Consider the following 16,362-nt stretch of genomic DNA (forward strand, 5'->3'; position numbering starts at 1 on the left):
CTCTTCACTTTCAAGATATCATGTATCCCTATTTAGTGGTGCTTATAAAATCCAATCCCTTTTATGTCCGTCCAGGCAGTCGTTTGATGGCACATAAAACATTGATCCACCTGTGCATGTTCCTTTCTCGCTACCTTCCTTGATATCATGCGAAAATGCTCCATGTAATGACTGGGTGGCGCTTGATGACATTGGGAGCAATCCTTTGACCTAGGGGATGGATGAATGAATTCTGGGATGTTCCAATCTGACGTTTCATGGCAGGCAGAACAATTGTTGCCAAATAAAGTAAAGTGTTTGTCTTCATTTTGATGACACGTGGTACATTGCAGGGTGCGCTCGGCAGGGGATACGTGCGGATTGATGAGCGGTGATTGTTTTGGAGATTCATTCATTTCCAAGTAGTGCTGAACTTGCTCAAAAATCAATCGTTGCTCTTCATTTTTGACTGCATTTTTTTTAAGTTGCTTTAGCTCAATTGCAACAAACGCATTATGATCCATTTGGGTGGGACGTCTATTTTGGCCTTGATGTTCCGAATGACATTCAACGCAACTTCCAATGTCGGCATGAAATGAGGTGGGTTGTCTTTGTAAAAGAGCAACATCATTCGCATGGCAGGTGATGCAGTTTACGGCTTCCACTCCTCTGACAGGCGTATGGCAGGCATTGCAATTGTGACTGAGAAAGGAATGCGCTTTAGATAATGTTCCGGGACTTGCCATTCTTTGCCATTCAACAGGATTAAACCAATTCGTAGGCCCTCCTTGTTCATGGCTGGGCGCATAATAGGCTGCAACAAACAGTGAAATTAAAACAGCAAGGGCAGCAAATAGGGCTCCACTCAATTTCATTGAAACCACCTTAGCCCAAAGTAAATTCCAGACCAGACATGCAAGGCAAGCAAACCATACAACACAAGGGCAATCACAATATGCAGCTTCAACCATGTCCGAAAGGCGCGTTTGAATTGTTCATGAAATTGAATGGCGTATTCCAGCTCCGCAATGGCTTCAACCAAACGTAAGGCACGTAGACTTGCTGGGGCTGTGTTTTCGCCAGTTAATACGTTCTCATTAAATAGCCAAGATGCGAAACGCGCTCTCATATAATGAAAGCGTGTTAGGGTTTTCTTTAAATCAGGGTTCGTTTGCATTTCCTGAGCTACCCTTTGATACTGATTCTGAAGGCCTGAAAGGAGTTCTTTTTTCTCACGAACTTCATCGGCTATAAAACTCAAGAGGTAGCGCCCCACAAAACCACTTATCGTGACAATTAAGGTCATCCCGGTCAGGGCAATACCCAGCACACTTTGAAATTTATGTCCGGTATGAATCAGTACTAAAATGGGGCCAATAATGCCTGCATAGATATGCCAGGAAAGTAAGGTGTTCATGGAAACATACTGGGTGACCCAATGTTTTAAAATAGGGATACGTTTAATAAAAAGGTAAAATAAGGGCACGAGCATTAACACGGAACCACTAATGCCAATGACGCCACCCCACAAGCTTCCTGCAAAACGAGGAGACACATGCACCGTAAATCCCAGCCATGTCATCATCATGAGCAGAATCAATCCGAGTGCCATCATGCGTCCTGGTGCATTCATCACACATCAACCTCAATATTCTCATCGGTTTTGGCCTGGCATGCCAGGATAAAACCGTGCTGCTTTTCTTCCTCTGAAAGCGCATCATCACAATCCATGGATACCTTGCCTGTGAGTAATTTCACTTTACACAGCCCACACTGGCCTGTGCGACACGAGTTATCAATAGAAACACCATTGGCCTCGGCGATTTCAAGAAGCGTGTAGTTGGGTAAGATTGGGGCTGTTTTATGAGAACGCGTAAATAAAACAACTGCCTTATTTTCTGGTGCAATAGCCTCCATTTGTTGCGGGGTCAATGGTGGCTTCATGGCCGTACCAAACGCTTCGGTATATATCTGTTTTTCAGATACACTAAGCTCCTTTAAACTATTCAGCACCGCATTCATCATGCCCGGAGGACCACATACATGGATGCGACGCTTGGCGACATCCGGCACCAGATAGGAAATGATGCTGGTTGTGAACTCGCCCTTTAAACCCATCCACACCGTTCCTGATGCGCGTAACATGGTGGCAAAGACATTGAGGTTAGGGTACCTTTTTTGCAGCCGCTCTAATTCGTCACGAAAGATAAAATCGCTGGTTGTTCTGCAGCAGTACAGTAAATAAATATCACCGTGCCATCCTATATCCGTTAAATAACGAATAATGCCCATCATTGGGGTAATTCCCACCCCGCCACAAATAAGGACAATGCTCGATGCTTCTTCTCCGGTAAAAGTAAATTTTCCATTGGGCCCCATCACCTCAAGCACATCGCCTTCTTTAACCTCATCATGCAAATAACGTGAGAACAAACCTTGTTCTTCGCGTTTCACTGTGATGGCACAATAGTGAAGTTGGGTAGGCGTTGAGGCGATAGTATAGCTTCGCTTCGCCCGGGTGCCATTAATGGTGGCTGTGATGGTGATGAATTGACCAGGGAAATAGGTAAAGGGCAAGGCCACTTCTTTTAATGAGGCGAGCCAATAGGTTTTTACCCCCGGTGTTTCATCAAAGATACGGCACACACGCAATTGCCCCTCCCACTGGTCAAGGGGGATTGTTAGCGTACGCATGACCGGAAACTTTGGCGGTTTCGCAGGTGGTGCTAATCCTCCAGAGGATGGATGAGTCTCTTCAATGACCTCAGAAGCGCTTGCAGGAGGAGGACTTATTGGGCTAGTGGCTGAAACATCTCCTTTACTGGCCAAACTTTCAAGTAATGCCGATGCCCTGCGCATTTTAAAAAAATACATCCAAATCATAATGATAAAGAAGACAAGAAACAGCGCGATAATCGTCAAATGAAAAAGCGGGCCACCTAAAAGAGTATGGGTGGCTGGTGCCAGAGGGAGTAAATTCATTTCCTGTTTGAACCATAACAAGGCCACTTGGCGCGGTACCTTTCCCTCGGCAAGCGCACGAGATGCAGCCAATCCACTATCATACTGTGAAAGACCTTCACGTATCGAAGCGACTGCATCCTGCATCTGAGAAAAATTCGTCTTAGCCGATGCTTTAAGAAGCGTATCAATCCCTTTAGCCATCAAAGACAGACCCGATTGCATCCGTTCTTGTGCCAATTGTTGTATTTCACTGCGCCTTTCCAGTGGGATATCGGGCAGACTCATCAACGAAGGATACAGCGCTTTTCGTTTCGGCATGCCCATTTGCTTCATCATCTCACCCATAGCACCCATCATGTCTTTACCAGGAGTTTGTCCAGCTACACTCGGAATGACACTGAGATTACCCTGGCTGCTTTTATGATGACTGGCATGCTCATCGGATGCCTGAGCATTGGATGATGCGGTGGCGCCCATTAAAATCATAACCAACAGCACTTTCAGTAGGGGATGCCATTGGCGAATTGTCTTATTGGTGTTGTGATATCGAATCATTCTTTTCCACGATAAAGTAATATTTCCGAGCTATGCCTATATTATGCTATTGATATTAGTACTATTTTACAAGGGGTGTGTCCTCGCCAATCATCCCCCTTTCGAAACCAAAGAGGGCGCAAGAGATAGGTCCTCACTCAATGTCCAAGTGGTGTTCCTTCATGTCATTGCCAATAATCGCTTCCGCACATCGGATGATGTTCTGAATTTCTTCAGTAATTTCTTCTTGACGCAGTATATTAAGATATTTTTTTAATGCGCTTCGTTTATTCTCTAAGCTATCCAAGGCATGATTCAAATGAAACAGCCTTTGGTGGTTTTCGCCATAAAATGATTTATAAAAAATGGAATAACACATTGAAAATAAATACTGTTCAGCAAACTCAGATAAAAATTGCTCATGGGATAAATTGAGAACCGGTGGAACGGAACATGGCTTGTCATTGGTTAAAAAAAACTCTTGGAATGGGCGCACTGTTTTTACCTCAATTTGATTTTTTTCCTCCTCATTGAACAGGATCCCCCACTGCCAAGAGTGCCATTCCATACGCTGTTGTGATGCTACTTCCTCAAGAGACTGCAACAGATGTAAAATCACCGCAGGAATTTCTTCGAGGGCATTAGCGCCATCTAATGCCTTGATGACACGCGAATCGTTTGCCATTTTCAAAGCCAATTTACGCCCTACAACAAGGAATACTGGCAAAAATTCAGGGTCTTGTTGTTCCCTCTCCGCTATCCAGTGAAGCACATTATCATTAAAACCACCACAAAAACCTCGTTCAGAACCAATAAGAATATAAAGGGAAGAATTACCATTTGGTGTATTCATGGGGGAAATGGGGTAAGCACTAAAAAAATCATGCCCTGCGTCTCTAATGGTTTGCATGACTTGTTCCTGCATAGGAAGAAATTTGGTGATTTTATTGAGCTCAATAGAACAAAGAGTTTTCATGGCGGTCATGATATTACCAATGTCGTCTAAGGCCGTAAAATGATCGTTTAGTTGACTACGCTTGGTCATAAATTTCTTCCCAAAATTCAATGTGCCTGAGAAACAGGCATGGTACTACCCATTTAACCAGCCTTTGACTGCATTGCTCCATTCCTCGCGAGAACTGGCCAGTGACAAGTTGCTTTTTTTGACTTCTTGCTCTATTTTTTTTAGAACCTTCGGGATGTCGTCTAAACTTAAGTGGGCAAAAAGTCCCTCATTGTAGGCAATCAACCAGGCGAGTTGGAATTCAATTGGCAAGGGCGAAAGACGCTCTTGTTTAAACACTTCTCTTAACAGTCGTCCATTTTGAATGTGTTGTTGCATTTTAATATCAAGCTTAGCCCCAAAACGCGTAAACAGTTCCAAGTCAAGAAATTGCATGTAATCCAACTTCATTCGACCCGCCTCTTTTTTTATGTTGGGGTGTTGGGCTTTACCGCCTACGCGAGAAACGGATTTGGTGATATCAATTGCCGGTAGAAATCCTGCTGAGAATAAATGTTCATCAAAAAAGAGTTGCCCATCGGTGATTGAAATCAGATTTGTGGGGATATAGGTCGCAATTTCCCCTTGTTTTGTTTCTATAATAGGAAGTGCGGTCATACTGCCCCCTCCCATTTCAGGAGACAGGCACGTTGAGCGTTCTAATAAGCGAGCATGTAAATAGAAGATATCCGCAGGAAAAGCTTCACGCCCAGGAGGCCTGCGCAGTAAAAGCGACAGTTCACGGTAACAGTTGGCATGAGCACTCAAATCATCGTACACGACCAACGTATCAAAGCCTTGCTTCATCCAATGCTCCGCAACAGCACATCCTGCGAAAGGGGCGAGATAAAGCAATCCGGGTAATGAGGTGGCCAGTGCCACAACCACCGTGGTGTATTCCAACGCCTGAGTTTCTTTTAGCAATTGGATGGTATTGGCAACCGTAGAACGTTTTTGGCCAATTAACACATAGACACAACGCACGTTTTTATCTTTTTGATTGATCACAATATCAATAGCCAAGGCGCTTTTTCCCAACCCATTATCACCTATAATGAGTTCCCGCTGTCCTTTTCCAAGAGGAATGACATTATCAATCATTTTATTACCGGTATAAAAAGGGCGCGTCACAAAATCACGGTGAATAATAGGGGTCGATAAAATGTCAAGTAATCCTTGTTCATCACAGGGTGGTGGTTCCTCTTCATCTAATGGATGCCCTAAAGGATCAACCACTCGCCCCAAAAGCGAATCCCCTACAGGAATACTTAATGAACGCTTCAGATGAAACATAGGCATCCCGGATTTTAATTTTTTAGTTTGCAACAACATGATGGCGCCTACAAGGCGTTCGGTGAGATGAAAAACCATAGCGATACAACAGCCATCGACTGAAATAAGAATTTCATCAATAGCTGCCGTTGGCAGCCCTGCAATCCAGATAATTCCATCGCCCACTGAGACAACATGCCCCACTTCAGAACGCCTTACTTCAAAGTGATAGTTCTCAATTCGTTGCCGCTGATGCTCAAGAATGGAGTGGTTGTCGGGTAAGTTCATTGTTCGTCTCGGTAAAGAATTTTAATTCATCGCGAAGATTCGCTTGCAGAAGGATTGAGCCCATTTGAAGTGTTAACCCTGCCAGAAGCGCTGGGTTTTCAACCCATTCTATAGTTGGTTTTTTACACATTATTTTTTCAATGGCCTGGCCTAGGCGGCGTTGTTGGCTTTTATTGATTGCATAAGCACTTTGGACAACAAGAGCATCCTGTTCAGAAACATCCGCCATTAATTGCCATGGTTTTTCTGGATAACGATTAAGGTCTTCGATTGTTTTTTCAATGATTTTCTGTTCAAGGTGCTCATCAGCAAACTGGATTAACAATTTTTCTGTAAATTTTCCGGCCAGTAACAGCGCTTCTTTGGCATTTTTTTCAATATATTCTTTGGCCTTTTTCATTTCACGTGCATTTAATTGTTCTTGATCTTTTTTTATTTTTTTTTCAAAATGGAGCATTTCCTCCGACTTCCATCGTTCCATCGCTTGTTGGAATTCCTTTTGCAACGTATTCTTCTCTTGTTGCCAATCCGCGAGACGATGTTCATATTTTATTTGTAACTGCTGGGCTTCATTGTGACGTTGTTCCGCATTTTCTAATTGTTCTTGGACCATGTGCCTGCGCTTTGCAATGGTTTGCTGGATTGGGGCATAAAAAAAATAGTTTAAAATCCAAATCAAAACAAGAAAATTAATGAGTTCCAATAAAAAGGTTGACCACGATAGCTCCATTTTTTAGTCCTTATTGGGAAACGAGGTAAGACAATAATGGATTTCTAAATAAAATAATCAAAACAATCACCAAGCAGTAAATAGCCAATGATTCGATCATGGCTAAACCGATAAATAAGGTTCTGGTTATTGATTTTTCAGCCTCTGGCTGCCTTGCTAACGCATCAAGAGCATGACTTATGGCACGCCCCATGGCGATCGCAGGACCTATAGTCCCAATAGCAATCACCAATGCGGCAATCACTGTTGATGCTAAACTAAACCAGCTGATGCTGTTCATGACCACTCTCCTTGTTTCTTCAACTCGTGGGATTGAATACCCCCGGCAATATAGATTAAAGCCAGCATACCAAAGATATAAGCTTGTATCACTGCTTCAATAATATGAAGCATGAGAATGGGTATCGGTGCTAAGAATCCAGCAATCATCAGAACAATAAGTGCCGTTAACTGAAGACTCATGACGTTACCGAACAAGCGGATAGCCAAAGCCAATGTTCTCGATAATTCGCTGATTAAGTGAAACGGTAATAAAAAGGGCGTAGGCTTCAGGTAATGCTTTAAGTAGGCTTTCCACCCCTCCGCGCGAACTCCAAACCAATGCACGGAAAAAAACGTCACCATCGCTAGAGCCGCCGTAACCGATAGATCCGCTGTAGGCGAATAGAATCCTGGAATAATGCCAATTAAATTGGAAATAAGGATAAAAATCCATAACGTAGCAATAAAAGGAAAGACCAAATCAACAGAGGTCAAAGGCAATACTTCTTTCATTGTATCCTGCATTGCGACCACAATACCCTCTAAAACAACTTGGCAATTCCCCGGAAGAAGCGATAAGTGTCGCGCCGAAAGCCATAAAAAGAGGAACAAAGCCATCATAATAAGCCAGGTGGTTAACACACTTTGTGTGATGACCACTGAGCCTAGCGAAAAAGATAGTGCGTTTAAAATCCCTTCTTCCCCCATGGCTATTCCTTAATCAGGAGGTACACATTCACCGCACCAACGATAACCCCAATAATAATTAAGTTGATCGTCCAGCTAATAGAAAAACCCTTCAGTTTGCTGTCTAACCAAACCCCTAAGTAGGCCCCTGCAATAATGGGCAAAATAAATACAAATCCCAAGGTGCCTAAATAAATCGTTTGCGCTAGCACAGTGGATTTCTCCTTTTTGGCTTTGTTGATTTTGCTCACGTCCCATTTGACGTGTTGTGCCAGATCTTTTTTTGGATCTTTAAATTTCATAAGCATTCTGCCGTTTTAAATTCCATAGACGCTGTAATATCTCTTCATCCAAGCGATGTAAACTGTCGTTGATACTGATAAGATGGTCTTCTTCACTCTTTAATTCGTTCTCTAAGATATGCTGTATGGCTTGATACTCTTTGTGACGAACATAATGTCGCGTAGCGAGAAACAATTGATTGTCTTTAAAATAGAAGATTGCTCCTGGCAAAGCCAAATACTCCGTCTCATTACTATCGTAACGAAACCATGCCAAACCGAAATGTAAGCACGTCATCATTTGGGTATGCTGGGCTAAAATACCAAACAGGCCTGAAGCATCTTCACCAACAAAACTGACGACATTAGGGATTTTTTCACATTGTGTCGAACTCTGTAAGTATAAATCGAAACACGCCATTTTAGTTTTAGCTCCTTTTCATGGTTCCTATCATGTAGCACTCATCCTCAGATAATTCATCGAAATCACCATTGATGAACGCTTCGCAATCGGCTAATGTCTCTGCTAATGACACCGACTGTCCTTCCATGGTCGTTTGTTGTTTCGTCACATGAAAAGGCTGGGTAAGATAGCGTTGCAGTTTGCGTGCTCTTAATACCATAGCACGGTCTTTAGGGGACAGTTCTTCAATCCCCATCATGGAAATAATGTCCTCTAATTCATCATAACGTGCTAAATGCTCTCGTACCGCCTCTGCAATCGAATAATGGCGTTCCCCCAGCACGATTTTATCCATAAATTTACTTTTAGACGCCAAAGCATCCACTGCGGGATAAATGCCTTTGCCCGCTTGGGCTCGAGAGAGCACCACAATGGAATCCAAATGGGTAATAATTCCAGTGACTGCGGGATCACTCATATCATCCGCGGGAACATAAACCGCTTGCACTGAAGTCACAGCACCTTGAGCTGTTGACGTAATACGTTCTTGGAGCTCTGCTATCTCCGTCATTAATGTAGGCTGATAACCGACATTAGCAGGCATTCTGCCTAATAACCCTGAAATTTCACTGCCGGCTTGTACAAACCGATAAATATTATCGACTAGAAACAGTACGTCGCGTGCCACGGTGTCTCGCAAATACTCCGCATACGTTAATGCCGATAACCCTGCTCGAAAACGAACGCCAGGCGGCTCATCCATTTGACCAAAGACCATCAAGGTTTTTTCCATCACACCCGCTGCGTTCATTTCATACCACAACTCATGGCCTTCTCGTATGCGTTCCCCAACCCCTGCAAAAACTGAAATGCCCTGATGCCATTGAATAATGGCATGCATCAATTCCATCAGCAGTATGGTCTTTCCTACGCCCGCACCACCAAACAATCCTATCTTACTGCCCCTGACGAAGGGGCAAAGCAAATCAATCACCTTGATTCCCGTCTCAAGAACAGTCGCCTGGGCTGTCTTCATTTCAATGGGCGCAGGACTTGCTAAAATATCGCGATATTCCTCAGTGTGTAGCGGCAAACCCCCATCAAGCGGTTCGCCAAAAATATTTAAAAGTCGGCCCAGGCAATGGGGAGAGACTGGAATGTGCAGTGAGTTGCCTTGGTCATACACGGCGAATCCGCGCTGCAACCCAGTGGCCCGATGAAGGGTCAATGCCTTCACATGATGTTGATCAAGATGCTGAAACACTTCTAGAATATATCGGTCCGTATCGGAATAGGTATTAAGCGACTGGTGCAAGGGCGGCAACCTATCGCACCGTATGGTGACAACAGGCCCATTGACTTCGACAATATGGCCGATTAATTGTTCATTATCCTTAACAGCAACCGAAATGTTATCCATTTTTTTAATTAGGCTCATCACACCAAATAGAAAGCTTATACCTTGCCTTCTGGGCTTGCAATAGAAGGAATCTTCATAAAGCAGGATGTCCTGTTATGAACCAATCCGACTCACTTAGGTCAAATTAAATAACCCCACCACTTATAACCTATGAATCATACGATTAGAACGCGTTTATCAAAGATATGGACTCGCTTTATTAATGACTACACTAATTGATGGAACGGATCGCATCGAACTCATCATCCCAGTCCAAGACACAGTTTGGTTCGTTCTTTTCATGAAACTCTTTCTTTTGTGGCCGCCATAATGCGGTTTCTTTTTCTTCTTCTACACATTCTTCGACTAAGGGTTTTAAGACCTCCGTATCCATCCTAATCATTCCTTGTTATGAGAGTTATTATCACGAACCTCAACATGATTGGAGCATGAAAAAAATTAAGCCTTTCATTCTGTTGAAAGGCTTTCTATTTAAAATATCACGGCAACACCGAAAGACACCGTCGTCTGAGTGGTCGATTCTCCTAAATCAGTAAGAATCCTCTTGTAGGCACCATAATCTTTGTCATACTCAAATTCAGTATAGACATTTAAACCAGGCATAACGCGATAATAAGGTCTAATGATATAACGCATTTGATTTAAGCCAGAACCAAGCTCATTTTCGACCACGGTATGAGTGGCGAGAATGCTGCGGATCCCCGTTAGGAAGAAGAAGTTATTGGTAAGCTGGGTAGCCCGTGATAACTGAATGTCAAACTTAACACTGCCATCACGATAATAAGTTCTAATGTTGGTGTCAATGTAATAAGGCATCAACCCTTCGATGCCAATACCGGGTTGCCAATAAGGTCCTCCAGGGCGATAAAAATAATTGACCCCGCCTTTAATGGCCCAGAATTGACTAATCAAATGCCAATAAAAAACGTCGATGTCCGCATTTTCAACAATTCCTTGATAAATTTCAGCATCCTCAGTATACAGCTGGAGTTTTTGGTAATCAGTCCCATAATATCCTCGAAACGTCATTTCTTGAGCGTTATGAAAAGGATCGGCATTCACCTCAAGAAAATTGGCGCGATAGAACCCTTGATGATGTCCTGCGGGGTGAGTAATAAGGGCCTTATCAATAGGCATCACCTCATCGACTCGTACAATCGGTCGATTGATATAGGGTGTTGGAGCAATTTCCGTTTCAGGCTTGGCTTTTCCGTTCACCACGTCGATAATGGTTTCATATTGGAATACTCGCGCCATACCCGACGTCATGTGAAACAGATGATGACAATGGAAAAACCATTGGCCGCTGGCCTCCGTATCAAAATCAGCCACAGCAGTAGCACCGGGATCGACTTCAATGGTATGCAACAAGGGATCATAAACGCCATGACCATTGCGTAAAATAAACCAATGGCCATGAATGTGCATGGGATGGCGCATCATGGAGTTGTTGGTAAAGATAATACGATAGCGTTTTCCAGGTTCAATGACAATCGGTTTTGCTTTGTATTCCGGCAAGCCATTAATCATCCAAATATACCTGTCCATATAACCAAACAATTCCATGCGGATGATCCCATCGACGGGTATATCCGGGTTGTTGGTAGGAACCGCTGCGGTTAATTGTTGGTATTTTGTTCCTACGGTTTTAGCGCTTATGGAATTGGGCGCTGAAATCGTATCCCCGATAATGGTTGGTTCGATGGGCATGGTCATGCCATTATCCATGGACATCCCATTGTTCATCGTATCGTCTTGCATGCCTCCATCACCCGACATCGTAGCGTGTTTCGTCTGCGTGGTAGACTGGCTCCCCATCGAACCCGTTGACATAGAACTCATGGGAGGCATGCCTTTGGGTTTCATTGGTCTGGAGGCTGAAGTGGACTCGTTCATTGAAGAAGAGGGGGCTGTCGACATTTTATTTTTAAGCATGGACGCATGATTCATCCCCGACATCCCTTGGTCTTGTTTCATAGAGGACATGGAGTGATTAGAGTGCTTGGTATTACCCGGACTATTTTGAGAAGTCATTGCTGGCATGTTGTGTTGATTACCTTGCGAACTCATCGTTTTGGAATGGGAAGGCATGGCCATAGGTTGTTTCATTGCCATACCCCGCTTATTACTCATGGAATGATTGTTTTTTGCCATCGAGCCATGATTCATCCCTGACTTCATCATGTTGGCCATCATCTCTCTTGTGACAGGAAGAGGCTCTGGAAAGGGTACAATGTGCTGATAATCAACGGGTTGTCTGGGCTTAGTCACTAAGGCGCCATAGACTTTGCCCAGCGTATCAATGGATTCAGCATAAATAATGTAAGGCCTGTTTTTTTGAATTTTAACCAAGACATCATAGGTTTCCCCAGGTGCAATCCAAAAATCATCGATGAGATAAGGGCGCACATCATTTCCTTGGCTGTGCACCATTTCCATTTTGGCATCAGGAATTTTAACGCGATAGATAGTACTGGCACCAGCACCAATGAACCGTAACCTTACGGTGTCCCCAACTCGAACAGGTGCCGTCCAGGGGGATGATTTAGGCTGACCATTGAGTAAATACGCATCATAAGCAATGTCGCTTAAATCATAAATACTCATGCGCATTTGCTGCATCATTTTGTAATCAGCGATTAATTCTTTACGTTCTTTAGCTGGTGCTTTGCGATAGTCATGCAGAAATTTCATGAGCGAGGGCTGCAATGGGAATCGAGGGCTATAGTAATCCCCATCTTTTTTTAAATTAGCAAACACGTTATCGGCAGGGGTGTTGCTCCAATCGGATAATACCACCACATGATCTTTGCTGTATTTGTAGGCTGGGGGGCTCGGTGGGTCAATAAGAAAGGCGCCGTACAAACCCTCTTGCTCTTGAGCCTTGGCATGGGCATGGTACCAATAGGTTCCTCTTTGATAAAGAGTAAATCGATAATGGAACACACCTCCTGGCGGAATGGCTTTCTGACTGACGTCCTCGACACCATCCATTTGCCAGGGGACAAGTAAACCATGCCAATGAATGGAGGTTTCCTTATCCAAATGGTTGTACACATTAATGGTGACCTGCTCACCTTCCTTGAAATGTAGGGTAGGGGCAGGGATTTGACCATTGACGGCAATGGCACGTCGAGGTTTACCAGCAAAGTATACGGTTTTATAAGCCACTACCAAATTAATCGTACGCGCTGGGCCACGTGGAAGGGACAGGGGTTTTATTGCCCTGGCAGGTTTCTTTTTAGCCGTTTGTTGTTCCGTTTTTTTTCCCGTAGGTTTGGATTGAGACAGTGTCGTCTTGGAAGAAGTCTCTGTTGGGGTCGCCGCACCATGCTGTTCATGTTGGGCAAACAAAGCAAAAGGACTGAACACCAAAAGGAAAAAAATAAGAAAATAGTTCCTTAGTACATGATGGAAGTCCTTTTTTAACATGTTACTATCCTTCTATAAAAATTTAATGTTGAAGTACTGCTTTTTGTGCTTGGGTAGGTGCAAGAACACCATAACCATAGCGATAGACTAACTCTCCTCCATGCCAGGCCGTTGTTAACAACAGTGCTTGGACAATGAACAAAGCAATCAAGAAAGCCAGGGTTGGTTTTTGGGTTTTACTATAACGCAAAACAGACCAGAAAGCCATTAATAGGATAGTGCTTGCTGTGACGAGAGCCCAGTTTCGATGAATCACTTTCGCTGCATGCATGACCTCATCATGCTTCACCGTGTAATAGGCATAAAACCCGGCTGCTACAGTAGTTAGAGTACTCAGTGCCCCTAGCCACAAACACCAACGAGCCACTATTTCAAATTCGACAACAAAAAGATGTGTTTTCCAGCGGGTATAAGACGCCAAATAGACTAAGGCATACAATAGAGTCGAAATAGTGAATAAGGCCACTGTAAAATGGACAAAAATAGGATGCCAATTAGGGATGATTTCGATCATTGCCTGTGTCCTCCTTGCTGATTTGGGAAATAAGCTATTTCTACCACTATGTCATGAAACACTTCGGCCGCAATAATAGAAAGGATACTATTGCCTCGAATCAAAGATGACCTATCACTCGAAATTACATTGTTCACAGTATTATCCGCCGCAGCCTCAGCGCATTGATAATAACTGAAACAGAAGAAAGCGCCATAGCCAGTGCGGCGATGATTGGACTTAATAGTAATCCTGTGAATGGATACAAGATTCCCGCAGCCAAAGGGACACCCAATATGTTATAAATAAAAGCGAAGAAAAGATTTTGGCGTATATTACTCATAGTCTCTTCTGACAAACGGCGAGCCTTGGCGATACCACGCAAATCACCATGCAATAAGGTAATACCAGCACTCTCAATAGCCACATCAGTCCCTGTTCCCATGGCAATACCAATATCAGCTCGTGCCAGTGCCGGTGCGTCATTCACCCCATCTCCTGCCATTGCCACGGTGAGTCCTTTCTCTTTTAATTCACTTATAATACGGCTTTTATCCTCGGGCATGATTTCAGCCACTACCTTTTTTATGCCAAGTGTACCTGCCACAGCTTCTGCTGTTTTTTTACTATCCCCTGTCAGCATATAAATTTCAATGCCGCTTTGTTGAAGAGATCGGATAGTTTCAGGAGTAGTTGATTTAATTGGATCCTCTACCACCAAAAGAGCTACCGTTTTATCATTGATTGCCATAAACATCACAGAGGCACCTTTGCCACGAAATTCATCTGCCTTTTCAAAAAGAGAAGCATTATCGTTCCCATGCTCTTGCATTAATTTGATATTACCAATGGCAACACGATGACCATTTACTTTACCCACTACTCCTTTCCCAGTTGGGGCGTCAAAATCTTGAACTGGTTCAAGAGCCAACTGTTTTTCCTTTGCAGCACTCACGATGGCTTGGGCAAGCGGATGTTCGCTTTGATGTTCAAGCGATGCTGCTAGCACTAATGCCTCTTCCTCATTTAAGCCTTGATCAGTTACAATCTGCGTCAATTTGGGGTGCCCTTCAGTGAGGGTTCCTGTTTTATCTACAACAAGCGTGTTCACCTTTTCCATTCGTTCAAGCGCCTCAGCGTTTTTAATCAATACACCACTCTGAGCACCTTTCCCTACTCCTACCATAATAGACATCGGAGTTGCCAAGCCTAAGGCACAGGGACAAGCGATGATTAATACAGATACAGCAGCAATTAAGCCATAGCTAAGTGATGGTTGTGGCCCCAACAATGCCCACAAAATAAAAGATAGCATTGCAATTAAAATCACAGCAGGCACAAACCATCCAGATACAGTATCTGCTAAACGTTGAATAGATGCGCGGCTTCGTTGAGCATCGCTCACCATCTGAACAATACGTGAAAGCATGGTATCACTACCAACGTGAAGTGCTTTCATAACAAAACTACCCGTTTGGTTAATCGTCGCACCAATAACTTTAGCACCTGCTTCTTTAGTAACCGGAATAGGCTCCCCAGTCACCATGGATTCATCTACAAAGCTTCGTCCTTCTTGTACTTCACCATCTACCGGTATTTTTTCACCAGGGCGAACGCGCAATAAATCACCGATATTAATCCTATCCAGTGATACTTCCTCCTCACTTCCATCATTCTTAATACGATGTGCACTGTCAGGTGCTAACTTCAATAAAGCACGGATAGCACTGCCTGTCTGCTCTCTTGCTTTTAATTCCAGCACTTGTCCTAATAAGACAAGGGTAGTAATGACAGCTGCCGCTTCAAAATACACAGCGACCACCCCTTCTTGACTTCGAAAAGCTATAGGGAATACCCCAGGCAGCAGTACTGCCACCACACTAAACCCATGCTACCCCAATACCCATAGCTATTAGAGTAAACATATTCAATTGACGTGTTTTAAGAGTTTGCCAGCCACGCTGAAAAAATGGCCAGCCACACCATAACACAACAGGTGTAGCAAATAGCAGTTGAATCCAGTTTGAAACACCGGCAGATATAATGTTTTTCAACAAATGTCCGCCCATCTCCAATACCACAACAGGTAAAGTAAGAATCACTGCCATCCAAAATCGGCGCCTCATATCAAGGTATTCAGGATTTATTTCACTTTCGGCGGTCACTGTTTCCGGCTCTAAGGCCATACCACAAAGAGGGCAAATCCCGGGATTAGTCTGACGTACTTCAGGATGCATGGGGCAAGTATAGATGATTGCACCCTCTGTTTTGGAGGAAGCATCGCGTGACTTCTGTACCCTATGTTCCTGATGACAACAAGCGTCCTTTTTTCCAGTGTTTGTATGCTTTTGTTGATGATGGTCGTGTTTCATTGATCACCTATTCGTATTAGTAGTTTCACTTAAGCAGAGAACATGTTTCAATGCCCACCGCCATGGCCACCCGCACTGTGTCCACCATAGCCTCCATCGACCTCAGTCTCTTGCGAGCCATGCTTCATGGCACCATCACAGGCACTTAAAAAGAACGCTGCCCCGATTAGTCCAACAAAAACAATAAACACCCTCATTGTTTTAAAAATTGACATGTAACACTCCTTGTAAATAATAAATGTA

At 43.6% G+C, this 16,362-nt stretch carries 15 protein-coding genes and 1 pseudogene; all 16 read right to left on the minus strand.

Annotated features, from left to right (window positions below):
* Positions 1-32: 32 nt before the first annotated feature.
* The gene (locus FOLKNPGA_RS03840) at positions 33-854 is read right to left on the minus strand and encodes a hypothetical protein (RefSeq protein WP_010652834.1); all 822 of its coding nucleotides are present in this window, start codon (positions 852-854) and stop codon (positions 33-35) included.
* Entirely contained in the window at positions 851-1,612 is a 762-nt protein-coding gene (locus FOLKNPGA_RS03845) for a hypothetical protein (protein WP_010652835.1), read from the minus strand. Before FOLKNPGA_RS03845 ends, FOLKNPGA_RS03840 begins: the two co-directional genes overlap by 4 nt.
* On the minus strand, positions 1,612-3,498 hold the full coding sequence (locus FOLKNPGA_RS03850) for a 2Fe-2S iron-sulfur cluster-binding protein (protein WP_182351792.1): 1,887 nt from the start codon (positions 3,496-3,498) through the stop codon (positions 1,612-1,614). Before FOLKNPGA_RS03850 ends, FOLKNPGA_RS03845 begins: the two co-directional genes overlap by 1 nt.
* A 133-nt stretch (positions 3,499-3,631) precedes the next feature.
* A complete protein-coding gene (locus FOLKNPGA_RS03855; protein ID WP_182351793.1) occupies positions 3,632-4,522 on the minus strand; it encodes a F0F1 ATP synthase subunit gamma in 891 nt (296 codons plus the stop codon).
* A gap of 45 nt (positions 4,523-4,567) precedes the next feature.
* Positions 4,568-6,040 carry a F0F1 ATP synthase subunit alpha gene (locus FOLKNPGA_RS03860; RefSeq protein WP_182351794.1) on the minus strand — a complete coding sequence of 491 codons (1,473 nt, stop codon included), beginning with the start codon at positions 6,038-6,040 and terminating at the stop codon, positions 4,568-4,570.
* On the minus strand, positions 6,009-6,770 hold the full coding sequence (locus FOLKNPGA_RS03865) for a F0F1 ATP synthase subunit delta (RefSeq protein ID WP_182351795.1): 762 nt from the start codon (positions 6,768-6,770) through the stop codon (positions 6,009-6,011). Before FOLKNPGA_RS03865 ends, FOLKNPGA_RS03860 begins: the two co-directional genes overlap by 32 nt.
* Before the next feature lie 10 nt (positions 6,771-6,780).
* Positions 6,781-7,050, minus strand: a complete 270-nt coding sequence (locus tag FOLKNPGA_RS03870; protein WP_010652840.1) for a F0F1 ATP synthase subunit C — start codon at positions 7,048-7,050, stop codon at positions 6,781-6,783.
* Positions 7,047-7,739 carry a F0F1 ATP synthase subunit A gene (locus tag FOLKNPGA_RS03875; RefSeq protein ID WP_182351796.1) on the minus strand — a complete coding sequence of 231 codons (693 nt, stop codon included), beginning with the start codon at positions 7,737-7,739 and terminating at the stop codon, positions 7,047-7,049. The genes FOLKNPGA_RS03870 and FOLKNPGA_RS03875 overlap by 4 nt, the downstream gene beginning before the upstream one ends.
* Before the next feature lie 2 nt (positions 7,740-7,741).
* A complete protein-coding gene (locus FOLKNPGA_RS03880; RefSeq protein WP_182351797.1) occupies positions 7,742-8,020 on the minus strand; it encodes an AtpZ/AtpI family protein in 279 nt (92 codons plus the stop codon).
* The gene (locus FOLKNPGA_RS03885) at positions 8,010-8,420 is read right to left on the minus strand and encodes a F0F1 ATP synthase subunit epsilon (protein ID WP_182351798.1); all 411 of its coding nucleotides are present in this window, start codon (positions 8,418-8,420) and stop codon (positions 8,010-8,012) included. The genes FOLKNPGA_RS03880 and FOLKNPGA_RS03885 overlap by 11 nt, the downstream gene beginning before the upstream one ends.
* A gap of 7 nt (positions 8,421-8,427) precedes the next feature.
* Positions 8,428-9,840 carry a F0F1 ATP synthase subunit beta gene (gene atpD, locus FOLKNPGA_RS03890; protein ID WP_182351799.1) on the minus strand — a complete coding sequence of 471 codons (1,413 nt, stop codon included), beginning with the start codon at positions 9,838-9,840 and terminating at the stop codon, positions 8,428-8,430.
* 193 nt (positions 9,841-10,033) lie between these two features.
* The gene (locus FOLKNPGA_RS03895; protein WP_182351800.1) at positions 10,034-10,195 is read right to left on the minus strand and encodes a hypothetical protein; all 162 of its coding nucleotides are present in this window, start codon (positions 10,193-10,195) and stop codon (positions 10,034-10,036) included.
* Between the two features lie 98 nt (positions 10,196-10,293).
* Complete coding sequence (locus tag FOLKNPGA_RS03900; protein ID WP_182351801.1) at positions 10,294-13,254, minus strand: multicopper oxidase domain-containing protein; 2,961 nt, start codon at positions 13,252-13,254, stop codon at positions 10,294-10,296.
* 22 nt (positions 13,255-13,276) lie between these two features.
* Complete coding sequence (locus tag FOLKNPGA_RS03905) at positions 13,277-13,768, minus strand: DUF2231 domain-containing protein (protein ID WP_182351802.1); 492 nt, start codon at positions 13,766-13,768, stop codon at positions 13,277-13,279.
* Positions 13,769-13,901: 133 nt separating this feature from the next.
* Positions 13,902-16,119: pseudogene (locus FOLKNPGA_RS03910) on the minus strand (copper-translocating P-type ATPase).
* Positions 16,120-16,166: 47 nt separating this feature from the next.
* Positions 16,167-16,334, minus strand: coding sequence for a hypothetical protein (locus FOLKNPGA_RS03915; RefSeq protein ID WP_010652848.1), 168 nt, complete (start codon positions 16,332-16,334; stop codon positions 16,167-16,169).
* Positions 16,335-16,362 lie beyond the last annotated feature (28 nt).

The organism is Legionella sp. PC1000, from assembly GCF_014109805.1.
GTDB lineage: Bacteria > Pseudomonadota > Gammaproteobacteria > Legionellales > Legionellaceae > Legionella > Legionella resiliens.